The organism is Kitasatospora sp. NPDC048722 (assembly GCF_040650235.1).
Lineage (GTDB): Bacteria > Actinomycetota > Actinomycetes > Streptomycetales > Streptomycetaceae > Kitasatospora.
Genome location: NZ_JBEZGX010000067.1, coordinates 34,763 through 45,912, shown reverse-complemented (window position 1 = coordinate 45,912; position 11,150 = coordinate 34,763). Strand labels below are relative to the sequence as shown.

Here is an 11,150-nt window from a genome sequence, read left to right as displayed (position 1 = left end):
TCAACCCCGGCACCGCCTACACCACCAGCGCCAACTTCTCCTACAGCGGCACCAACACCGCCCCCACCACCTTCACCGTCAACGGCACCCCCTGCGGTCCGCAGTCGAGCCCGTCGCCGAGCCCAACCCCCGCACCGACCGGCACTCCGACCACCACTCCGCCACCGACCGGGCCGGCCCCGGCCGTCCACGTCTCGGGCAGCACGCTGGCCAAGGCCGACGGCACCCCGATCACCCTGCACGGGGTCAACCGCTCCGGGGCCGAGTTCATGTGCGTCCAGGGCCACGGCATCTTCGACGGCCCGGCCGACCAGGCGTCCGTCACCGCGATGAAGTCCTGGCGCGTCAACGCCGTCCGCGTTCCGCTCAACGAGGACTGCTGGCTGGGCCGCTCCAACGTCGACCCCGCCTACGCCGGCCCGGCCTACATCGGCGCGGTGCGAGGCTACGTCGACCTGCTGCACCGGAACGGCCTGGTGGCGATCCTGGACCTGCACTGGACCGACGGGGCGTACACCGGACCGTCCGCCGCCTGCCCCGACGCCAACGCCACCTGCCAGAAGCCCATGCCGGACGCCGCCGGTGCGCTCCCGTTCTGGACCTCGGTGGCACAGGCCTTCAAGGGCGACGACGCGACCGTCTTCGACCTGTTCAACGAGCCCTACCCGTCACGCGCCACCGGGAGCGAGGCCAGCGGCTGGGCCTGCTGGCGGGACGGCGGCAGCTGCCCGGGAATCGGCTTCCAGGTCGCCGGCATGCAGGCGATGGTCGACGCGGTGCGCTCGACCGGCGCGGACAACGTCCTGATGCTGGGCGGCCAGGAGTACGCCAACGACCTCACCCAGTGGGCCGCCCACCAGCCCACCGATCCCCTGCACAACCTGGCCGCGTCCTGGCACTCGTACAACTTCAACACCTGCAGCAGCGGTTCCTGCTGGGACGCGCAGATCGGCCCGCTGGCGGCCCGTGTACCCGTCGTGACCGGGGAGCTGGGCGAGAACGACTGCGCGCACGGATACCTGGACACCCTGCTGCCGTGGCTGGACCAGCACGGCGTCTCCTACCTCGCCTGGGCCTGGAACACCTGGGACTGCGGCAGCGGCCCGGCGCTGATCAGCTCCTACGACGGCACTCCGACGGCCTTCGGCGCCGGCTACCGCGCCCACCTGGCCGGCCCGTAGTCAGGCCGACTCCCGGACCACCAGTTCCGTCGGCAGGACCGTCTGCCGGCGGAACCGGCCCGGCTCGGCGATCTCCTTGAGCAGCAGCTGAACCATCAACCGTCCCATCTCCTCGGTCGGTTGACGAACGCTGGTGAGCGGCGGATCGGTGTGCCGGGCCACCACGGAGTCGTCGAACCCGACCACGGCGACGTCCTGCGGCACCCGCCGGCCCGCCTCGCGCAGCACCTGCAGGGCACCCGCCGCCATCAGGTCCGAGGCGCAGAACACCGCGTCCAGGCCGGGCCGACGGGCGAGCAGCTCCCGCATGCCCTCGCGTCCGCCGCGCTCGGTGAAGTCCCCGTGGGCGACGAGCCCCTCGTCGGCCGGCACGCCGGCCTCGGCGAGCGCCTGCCGGTAGCCGGCCAGGCGCGCCGCGGCGCCCTCCATGTCGAGCGGCCCCGTGACGGTCGCGATCGCCGTCCTGCCCCGGGACAGCAGGTGCCGGACGGCCGCTCGGGCGCCACCCGCGTTGTCGGCGTGCACGTAGCTCAGCGACTCCTCGGCCGAGCGGCGGCCGTTGAGCACGGCGGGCAGCTCCAGCCGCTCCAGCAACTCGGGGAGCGGATCGTCCTCGTGCACCGAGACCAGCAGGACGCCGTCCACCCGGCGGGCGGTGAGGTAGCGGGTCAGCCGTTCCCGCTCGTGTTCGTCGCGGACCAGCACCAGGAGCAACTGGAGGTCGGACTCGCCGAGTTCGGCGGAGACTCCGCTGATGATGTCGGAGAAGTAGGGTTCGGAGCTCAGTTTCGCCACGCTCTCGGGGATGACCAGCGCGACCGCGTCGGTCCGGGAGGTGACCAGCGAGCGCGCCGCCTGGTTGGGGACGTAGCCGAGTTCCGCGATGGCCTGCTCGACCGCCGCGCGGGCCTTGGCGCTCACCTTGGGCGAGCCGTTGACGACCCGGGACACCGTGCCCCGCCCCACGCCGGCCCGTGCTGCCACCGCTTCCAGGGTGGGGCGGGCAGCGGGTTGCTGCTGCGCGGCTCGGCTCATGATCGTTCTCCCCGACGGACGGCGGACGGCGGACGGCGGCGAGGGCCGTCGGACGACACGGTCCGGTAACGGAGCCGATGCACGCCCTTGACACGCCTCGCGCGGCGAAGCAATCTTCCCACATCGCAGTGGGAGCGCTCCCACCCAGCGTCCCACCCGGCGCTCGCACTCGGCGCCCGCACCCGGCGCTCGCACTCAGTTCCGAGCGCCTCCGGCCGCCACGTGCGCGGCGCAGCCATGGACCAGCCTGGACAAGGAGATTCGGCCATGCGGAACCCCAGCACCTTCCAAGGCGGCAGAGAAGTCGCCATCGCCCCCGTACGCAAGCCGCTGCCGATCGCCGCGACCGTGGCCCTGTGCGCCCTGCTGGTCGCCGGCTGCGACAGCGCGGGTTCCGGCTCGACCGGCACCGGGGCCTCCGGTGCCGAGATCACCCTGACCGTCGGCGACTACGGCACGTTCGGCTACAAGGAGGCCGGCCTGTTCGACGCGTACATGCGCGAGCATCCCGGCATCACCATCGTGGAGCACACCGTCGAGCAGGAGACCGACTACTACCCCGCCCTGCAGACCCACCTCGCCTCCGGCAGCGGCCTGGACGACATCCAGGCGGTGGAGGTCGGCCGGATCGCGCAGGTGGTGAAGAAGCAGGCGGACCGGTTCGTCGACCTCGGCAAGGCGGACGGCGTCGACAAGAACGCCTTCCTGCCCTGGAAGTCGCAGCAGGCCACCACGTCGGACGGCCGCACCATCGGTCTGGGCACCGACATCGGTCCGATGGCGATCTGCTACCGCAAGGACCTGTTCCAGCAGGCCGGGCTGCCCACCGACCGCGAACAGGTGGCCGGGCTCTGGCAGGGCGACTGGGCCAAGTTCGTCGAGACCGGCAAGCAGTACCAGGCCAAGGCACCCGCCGGCACCTTCTTCACCGACTCCGCCGGCGGTCTGTTCAACGCCGTGGTGTCCTCCAGCACCACGCAGTACGACGACGGCGGCGGCCGGCTCGACTACAAGAACAGTCCCGGCGTCAAGAGCGCCTGGGCCCTCGCCACCGGTGCGGTCCAGGCCGGGATCAGCGCCGGGCTCAAGCAGTTCGACACACCGTGGTACCAGGCCTTCGCCAACTCCAGGTTCGCCACGGTCGCCTGCCCTTCCTGGATGACGGCGATCGTCGCCGACAAGTCCGGGAGCGCCAACAAGGGCAAGTGGGACATCGCCGGCGCCCCGGCCCCCGGCAACTGGGGCGGCTCCTTCCTCACCGTGCCGAAGGCCGGGAAGCACCAGAAGGAGGCCGAGGCGCTCGCCGCCTGGCTCACCGCACCCGCGCAGCAGGCCAGGGTCTTCACGACGGTCGGCAACCTGCCCTCCACCTCCGGGGCGCTGAGCCGGCCGGAGGTGCAGAACGCCAGGCTCGACTTCTTCGGTGACACGCCCACCGGCCAGATCTACGCCGCCACCGCGCAGTCCATCCGGCCGACCGTGATCGGCGAATGGGACGGCCTGGTCAAGGACACCCTCACCAACGGCGCCCTGCTCAGCATCGAGCAGCACCAGAGCGACCCCGCCAAGGCGTGGAACAACGCGGTCAAGGAGATCGACGACAAGGTCGGCGACTGACGGCCGGCCTCCCGCCCTTCGCCCGGTCCGCTCCCCAGAGAGGTCACCACCATGCTCGACGAGGCCCTCCCCGCCACCTCCCGAGGCACGCCACGCCCCGCTCCCCCGCGGCCCCGCCCCTGGCGCGGCCGGCTCTACCGGTGGGACCTCAAGGCCTCGCCGTACCTGTACGTCGCGCCGTTCTTCGTCTGCTTCGTGGCGTTCGGCCTGTTCCCGCTGATCTACACGGGCTGGGTGTCGCTCCACAGCGTCGACCTCCAGACGCCCGACCAGATGCAGTGGCGCGGCTTCGGCAACTACACCCGGCTGCTCCACGACGACCTGTTCCGCAACGCCCTGCGCAACACCGTCACCATCGGCGTGCTCTCCACCGTGCCGCAGCTGCTGATGGCCCTCGGCCTGGCGCACCTCCTCAACTACCGCCTGCGCGGCCGGGGCTTCTTCCGGATCGCGATGCTCGCGCCCTACGCGACCTCGATCGCGGCGGCGACCCTGGTGTTCACGCTGCTGTTCGGGCGGGACTACGGGATGATCAACTGGCTGCTGGGCCACCTGGGCCTGGGGCACGTCGACTGGGAGGGCGGCACCTGGAGCTCCCAGGTCGCCGTGTCCACGATCGTCACCTGGCGCTGGACCGGCTACAACGCCCTGATCTACCTCGCGGCCATGCAGGCCGTCCCGCACGACCTGTACGAGGCGGCCGCGCTCGACGGCGCCGACCGGTGGCAGCAGTTCCGGCACGTCACGGTGCCGTCCATCCGGCCCACCATCCTGTTCACCGTGGTGGTCTCCGGCATCGGGGCCACCCAGCTCTTCGGCGAGCCGCTGCTGTTCGGCGGTGGGGCGACCGGCCACAGCGGCGGCTCGGCCCATCAGTACCAGACTCTCGGGCTGTACCTGTACGACCAGGGCTGGTACGCCTTCCACCTCGGCCGGGCCGCCGCCGTGGCCTGGACGATGCTGCTGATCCTGCTGGCCGTCGGCGCGCTCAACCTCGCCCTGGTCCGCATCCGCCGCGCCCGGAACGGGGGCTGAGCACCGATGGCCGTCAACCCGGGACGGCGTGCGGGAGCACGCGGCCTCACCGGAGCGGGACCGTTCACGTACGCGGCGCTGACCGTCGTCGCCGTCCTCTCCCTCTTCCCGCTGTACTGGACCCTGGTCGGTGCCTCGACCTCCGGCACCCGGATCGCGCAGACCCCGCCGCCGCTGCTGCCCGGCGGGAGCCTGTGGCACAACCTCGACATCGCGTGGAACCAGGTCCACATGGGTCGGGCACTGCTCAATTCGGTCGTGGTCGCGGGCTGCGTGAGCGCGAGCACGGTGCTGTTCGCGACGCTGGCCGGCTTCGCCTTCGCCAAGCTGCCGTTCCGGGGCCGCAGCGCCCTGCTGAGTCTGGTGGTGGCGACGATGACCGTGCCGGCCCAGCTGAGCGTCATCCCGCTGTACCAGATCATGGCGCGGCTGCACTGGACCGACCGGCTCCAGTCGGTGATCCTGCCCAATCTGGTGGCCGGGTTCGGTGTGTTCTTCATGCGGCAGTTCCTGGCGGAGGCGTTGCCGATCGATCTGGTCGAAGCCGCCCGGATGGACGGTGCGAGCAGCCTGCGCATCCTGTGGAGCGTGGTGCTGCCCATCGCCCGGCCCGGCATGGCCGTCCTCGGCATGCTGGTGTTCGTCCAGTCCTGGAACGACTTCTTCTGGCCGCTGATCGCGCTGAGCCAGAGCAATCCCACCGTCCAGGTCGCGCTGGCCGGGCTCGGCGGCGGCTCGTACGACTCCGACCAGGCCGTCATCCTCACCGGCTCGCTGCTCGGGACCGCACCGCTCCTGCTGGTGTTCGCCGTCCTGGGCAGGCAGGTCGTCGGCGGCATCACCGCCGGCGCGGTCAAGAACTGATGAACCGTCAATCCCGCTCACTGGCAATGGAGAAGACAACCATGACGCCCGTACGGACCGGATCGGCCCCGGCCGCGACCTCAGCTCCCGCCTTCCCCGCCGGTTTCCTCTGGGGAGCCGCGACGGCGGCGTACCAGATCGAGGGGGCCGTCGACGTGGACGGCCGGACACCCTCGATCTGGGACACCTTCAGCCGGACCCCGGGACGGACGGCCGGCGGTGACACCGGCGACCGCGCCACCGAGCACTACCACCGCTACCGGCAGGACGTCCGGCTGATGAGCGAACTGGGCCTGGGCGCCTACCGGTTCTCGGTGTCCTGGCCGCGGGTGCAGCCGACCGGGCGCGGTCCGGCCGTCGAACGGGGCCTGGACTTCTACCGGCGCCTGGTGGACGAGCTGCTGGAGCACGGCATCGAGCCGGCCGTCACGCTCTACCACTGGGACCTGCCGCAGGACCTGGAGGACGTCGGGGGCTGGCCCGCCCGCAGCACCGCCGGACGCTTCGCGGACTACGCCGCGCTGGTGGCGGACGCGCTCGGAGACCGGGTGAAGATCTGGACCACCCTCAACGAACCCTGGTGCTCGGCCTTCCTCGGTTACGGCTCCGGGGTGCACGCCCCGGGCCGCGCCGACTGGGCGGCCGCCCTGCGCGCGGCCCACCACCTCAACCTCGGCCACGGCCTCGCGGTCGAGGCGCTGCGCGCGGCGCTGCCCCGGGAGGCGCGGATCGCCGTGTCGCTCAACCTGCACGAGGTGCGGCCGCTCACGGAGTCCGCCGCGGACCGCGAGGCCGCCCGGCGGATCGACGCGGTGGGCAATCGCGTCTTCACCGGACCGATGCTGAAGGGCGGCTACCCCGAGGACCTGCTCGCCGACACGGGGCACCTGGTCGACTGGCCGGCGTTGGTCCACGACGGCGACCTGGCCACGATCGCCCGGCCGATCGATCTGCTGGGCGTCAACTACTACACCCCCACGGTGACTTCGGCCCTGTCCGACGGGAAGGCCCCGGGCTCCGAGGCGGCGAGCGACGCCGGCCACGGCGACGGCGCCCAGTCCCCCTTCGCCGGCTGTGCCGACGTGCTCTTCCACCGCGCGCCCGGCCGGCGCACCGCCATGGGCTGGCCGATCGACCCGACCGGCCTGTCCGACCTGCTGCTGCGCATCCACCGTGAACACCCCGGGCTGCCGTTGATGGTGACCGAGAACGGTGCGGCCTTCGACGACCGGCTGACACCGGAGGGCGCGGTGCACGACCCGCAGCGCATCGACTACCTGCGCGGCCACCTCGACGCCGTCCGGCGGGCGATCGCCGCCGGCGCGGACGTGCGGGGCTACTTCCTCTGGTCGCTGATGGACAACTTCGAGTGGGCGTACGGCTACGGCAAACGGTTCGGCCTGTACTACGTGGACTACGCCACCCAGGCCCGGATCGCCAAGGACAGTGCCCGGTGGTACGCGGAGGTGATCCGCCTGGGCGCGCTGCCCGACCCGCGCGCGTGAGGGTGTCGGATCCCTTGACGCTGGTCGTTCAACCGACCAAGCTGGCAGGGGTGGTGGCCCGGCGTGGGCGGCATGGCGGCCCGGCGTGGGCGGCAGGTCCGGGGGTGCAGTTCCCGTATCGAGGACCGAGCCAGGACGGCCCCATGCCCCAGCCCACTCACGACGACTCTCCCGCCCCGACGCTGGCCGAGGTCGCCCGTCGCGCCGGCGTCTCCACCGCCACCGCCTCCCGGGTGCTGAACCGTTCCGCCCGGGTCTCCACCGAGGTGGCGGCCCGGGTGGAACGCGCAGCGCGCGAGTTGGCGTACGTCCGCCGACGGGCGGCCAGGACCCGGGAGACCGGCGTGGTCGCCATCGTGGTGTTCGCGGATCCGTTGCAGTACCACGCGGACGCCTTCCCGGTTCGCCTGCTGGCCGGGTTGCGGCGCTGCGTGCCGGGCGCGGAGCGGGAGCTGGCCGTCTTCACCGTGCCCAGGCGCTCCCGGCGGCCGCCGCTGGTGCGCTACCTGTGCGGCGGCCACGTCGACGGCGTGTTGCTGGTCGGCCCCTGGGGGGACACCGGGCTCACCCGGCTGCTGCACGCGGCCAGGGTGCCCGTGGTGTCGCTGGGCAGGCCACCGGAGCCGGGCGCGGTGGCGTTCGTCGACGCGGACAACCTCGTCGGCGCGAGGAACGCGGTGCGGCGGTTGTGCGCGTCCGGTCGCCGCTCGGTGGCCACCATCGCCGGGCCACCGGACACCGCCGCCGGCGCGGACCGGCTGGCCGGCTACCACCAGGCGATGGCCGCGACGGCCGCCGCGGCACGGCCCGCCGTGGCGTACGGCGACTTCAGCAGCGCCTCCGGTGAGCACGCGATGCAGCGGCTGCTGGACCAGCGCCCCGAGCTGAACGCGGTGTTCGCCGCCTCCGACCAGATGGCCGCGGGAGCCCTCAGGACCTTGCGACGGCACGGCCTGCGGGTGCCCGAGGACGTGGCGCTGATCGGCTTCGACGACGCCCCCGTCGCGGCGCGGTGCCGGCCGGGGCTGACCACGGTCCGCCAGCCGGTGGAGGAACTCGGTTCCCGCGCCATGGAGTTGCTGCTACGGAACCCGGAACGCGGCGAGTCGGTGGTGCTCCCCACCCACCTGGTCGTCCGCGCATCGGGCTGAGCGTTCCCCGGGCCGAAAGAAATCACGCCCGCGCGGCAACCTTTCCGTCCCCGGCGCCCACTGGTGGGTGCGACACCGAGTCGATCTACCGAATGGACGGGAATGAAAGCGAAGAAGCACGCCGCCCTGCTGTCGAGCCGCAGTCGTGCGGTGGCCCTGGGCATACCGATGGCACTGATCGCGGTAGGTGCGCTGGTGTGCCTGGCCTTCGCACTCCTGCCGGACGGCGGGGGCGGCGTCGTCGACGCCGGGATGCCCGCCCCGGCGTCCGTCGCGGCCACCGAGCCGAGCGCCCCGCCCGGCACCCCGCCGGGCACCATCGTCCCGGCCGCCGCCACGCCCTCGACGACGCCGACGACCACCAGCCCCGCACCCTCGCCCTCGGCCACCGGCACCCCCTCGCCGTCGCCCACGGCCACCCCGCGGCCGTCGGCCACCGCGACCGCCCCCTCACCGTCCTCCGCGGCGGACACCAGCGGCACCCTCGCCGCGGCAGCCAGGGCGTCCCTGGCCGGACGGATCAAGCCCGGGGCGAGCTACCAGGGCGTCGCGACGTCCTACGACGCCGCCGACGGCAACGGCGCCTGCTCGTTCGGCCCGTCCGGCGACCTCATGATCGCGGCGATGAACCACACCGACTACGAGACGTCCAGCGCGTGCGGGGCGTACGTGCTCGTGCGCGCGGCCAACGGGACGAGCATCACGGTGCGGATCGTCAACGAGTGCCCCCTGCCCTGCGCACCCGGGCAGCTCGACCTGAGCCACGAGGCCTTCGCCAAGCTCGCGGACCTCTCGGTGGGCCGCCTCCCGATCACCTGGACGCTGCTGAGCCCCGGCACGGCCCCCGCCACGATGTCGATCCGGTACAAGACCGGATCCAGCCCGTGGTGGTGCGGGATGCAGGTGATCGGCCACCGGAACCCGGTGGCGGCCCTGGAGGTCCGGACCGGCGGCGGCTGGCGGCAGCTGTCCCGCACCGACTACAACTACTTCCTCTCCCCGGACGGCAGCGGGTGCGGCGGCCCGATCAGGATCACCGACATCTACGGGGAGCAGCTGACCGTGGACGGGATCGCGGTGAAACCGGACGTCGCCCAGCCGACCCGAGTCCAGTTCGCCCGGCATTGACCGCACTGCTCGCCCGTCGGCCGTCGGGGACATCCCTCCGGGGCGACCACCGCCGCACCCTGGAAACGGGCACTGCTACGCTCATGCTGATTGTTAACGCTCACATTGCAGGGAGAGGGCGACCGGGGGAAATGCTCCTCGATGACGCGTCCGCGGAGTTCCACGACTTCTTCGAACGCCACTACGCCGAACTCGCCCGTCTCGCCCACCTCCTGACCGGTGAGACGGACGCCGCCGACGACCTCGCCGCGGACGCCCTGATCGCGCTGTGGCAACGCTGGGACCGGCTCCGCGCCGCCGACCACCCGCTCGCCTACGCCCGCGGGGTGGTCGCCAACATGGCTCGCGCACGGATCCGCAGCGCGGTCCGCGAGCGGCGCCGGGTCCTGCTCTTCTGGACCCGCAGCCCGGAGAAGACCGAAGGACCGGACGTGGCAGCCGTGCTGGACGTCCGCGCGGCGCTCGCCCGGCTGCCGTTCCGCAAGCGGGCCTGCGTGGTGCTGCGCCACGCCTTCGACCTCTCGGAGAAGGACACCGCGGCGGCGCTCGGCATATCGGTCGGTACGGTGAAGAGCCAGAGCTCGAAGGGCATGGCCGAGCTGGAACAACTGCTCGGCGCGCGAGCGGTCGGCGCACTGGCGACAGGAAGGAGGAACCGGTGAACGAGCACATCGCCCGGCAGCTGCACGAGGCCGCCGAGGCCCACCAGCCCGACCGCGCGCGGATGCTGGCCCGCGTGCAGCGCGGCGCGGCCGGCCCCGCCGTCCGTCACCGCGCGCGGTCGGGCCTGCGGTCATGGCCCAAGGCCGCGCTCGCCGGCCTCGCCACCGCCGGCATCCTGGCCACCGGCGGTCTCGCCGTGGCGAGCATCGTCCGGACCCAGCCGCCGTCGGACACCACCACGACCGCGCCCTCGGCCCCCTCACCGGCGGTCACGCCCTCGCCGACACCGTCGGCCCCAGCCGCCAACACGGCCCCGGCCCCGGCTCCGGCCACCACCGCCCCGGCCGGTGCGCGCCCGACCCCGTCCGCGAGCATCCGGGCCCAGAACGGGCCGCTGTGGTCGGAGGGATCGATCGACGCGCACAGCAACGTCTACTGGGGCCAGGACAACCTGACCCTCAGGACCGCCCAACCGCTCACCTCGCTCACCGTCGAGCTGCGCATCGCCCAGACCGGCGACGTGCGCGACACCGGTAACTGGCGGACCCTGCCGAGCGACGACTTCACCGTCACCACCCAGGAGTCCGGCGGCGCACTGGTCTACCGCTGGGTCCTCAAACCCGGCCGTACCGTACCCGCCGGCCAGCACGAGTTCGCGGGCCAGTACAACCACGCCACCGGCGTCCGCAGTTCCGCGAACGACAGCTACCGGGTGGACGCCCAGTCGGCGGGCGGTTCCGCGTCCGTCGGGGGAGGCTTCACCCCGGCGCGGTGAGGGCCGGGCCCGGGAGGACATGGAACCGCCCTCGCAGCGACTCGCCGGCGCGTGCGGGTCCACGGTCCTCCCGGGCCCGGCCCCGGGGCGAACGAGCATCCGGAGGCCGCGGGCCGACCCTCACCGCGCCCGGGCACGACCACGGTGCCCGCTCGAACGATGAGCGCACGACGCGCCGCCGCACCGGAACCCCGGT

Annotated in this window: 10 protein-coding genes; 9 read left to right on the top strand and 1 reads right to left on the bottom strand. The window is 72.7% G+C overall.

Annotated features, from left to right (window positions below; genetic code table 11):
• On the top strand, nt 1–1,181 hold a 1,181-nt coding region (locus tag AB0C76_RS34740; RefSeq protein WP_359973358.1), incomplete at its 5' end, for a cellulase family glycosylhydrolase.
• Here AB0C76_RS34740 and AB0C76_RS34735 read toward each other — a convergent pair.
• Nucleotides 1,182–2,216: a LacI family DNA-binding transcriptional regulator gene (locus AB0C76_RS34735; protein ID WP_359973355.1), complete on the bottom strand. Its 1,035-nt coding sequence runs from the start codon at nt 2,214–2,216 to the stop codon at nt 1,182–1,184.
• Between the two features lie 267 nt (nt 2,217–2,483).
• Between AB0C76_RS34735 and AB0C76_RS34730 the strand changes: the two genes are divergently transcribed.
• The 8 genes from AB0C76_RS34730 to AB0C76_RS34695 all read left to right on the top strand — a co-directional run bounded on the left by AB0C76_RS34730 (nt 2,484) and on the right by AB0C76_RS34695 (nt 10,954).
• The gene (locus AB0C76_RS34730; protein WP_359973352.1) at nt 2,484–3,833 is read left to right on the top strand and encodes an ABC transporter substrate-binding protein; all 1,350 of its coding nucleotides are present in this window, start codon (nt 2,484–2,486) and stop codon (nt 3,831–3,833) included.
• Nucleotides 3,834–3,884: 51 nt separating this feature from the next.
• Nucleotides 3,885–4,868 carry a sugar ABC transporter permease gene (locus tag AB0C76_RS34725; protein ID WP_359973350.1) on the top strand — a complete coding sequence of 328 codons (984 nt, stop codon included), beginning with the start codon at nt 3,885–3,887 and terminating at the stop codon, nt 4,866–4,868.
• A 6-nt stretch (nt 4,869–4,874) separates the two neighbouring features.
• Nucleotides 4,875–5,732: a carbohydrate ABC transporter permease gene (locus AB0C76_RS34720; protein ID WP_359973348.1), complete on the top strand. Its 858-nt coding sequence runs from the start codon at nt 4,875–4,877 to the stop codon at nt 5,730–5,732.
• Between the two features lie 41 nt (nt 5,733–5,773).
• The gene (locus tag AB0C76_RS34715; protein ID WP_359973346.1) at nt 5,774–7,237 is read left to right on the top strand and encodes a beta-glucosidase; all 1,464 of its coding nucleotides are present in this window, start codon (nt 5,774–5,776) and stop codon (nt 7,235–7,237) included.
• 143 nt (nt 7,238–7,380) lie between these two features.
• The gene (locus tag AB0C76_RS34710; protein WP_359973343.1) at nt 7,381–8,388 is read left to right on the top strand and encodes a LacI family DNA-binding transcriptional regulator; all 1,008 of its coding nucleotides are present in this window, start codon (nt 7,381–7,383) and stop codon (nt 8,386–8,388) included.
• A gap of 102 nt (nt 8,389–8,490) precedes the next feature.
• Nucleotides 8,491–9,516, top strand: coding sequence for an expansin EXLX1 family cellulose-binding protein (locus tag AB0C76_RS34705; RefSeq protein WP_359973341.1), 1,026 nt, complete (start codon nt 8,491–8,493; stop codon nt 9,514–9,516).
• Nucleotides 9,517–9,647: 131 nt separating this feature from the next.
• Nucleotides 9,648–10,178, top strand: a complete 531-nt coding sequence (locus AB0C76_RS34700) for a SigE family RNA polymerase sigma factor (RefSeq protein WP_359973338.1) — start codon at nt 9,648–9,650, stop codon at nt 10,176–10,178.
• On the top strand, nt 10,175–10,954 hold the full coding sequence (locus AB0C76_RS34695) for a hypothetical protein (protein ID WP_359973336.1): 780 nt from the start codon (nt 10,175–10,177) through the stop codon (nt 10,952–10,954). The genes AB0C76_RS34700 and AB0C76_RS34695 overlap by 4 nt, the downstream gene beginning before the upstream one ends.
• The last annotated feature ends 196 nt before the right edge of the window (nt 10,955–11,150 follow it).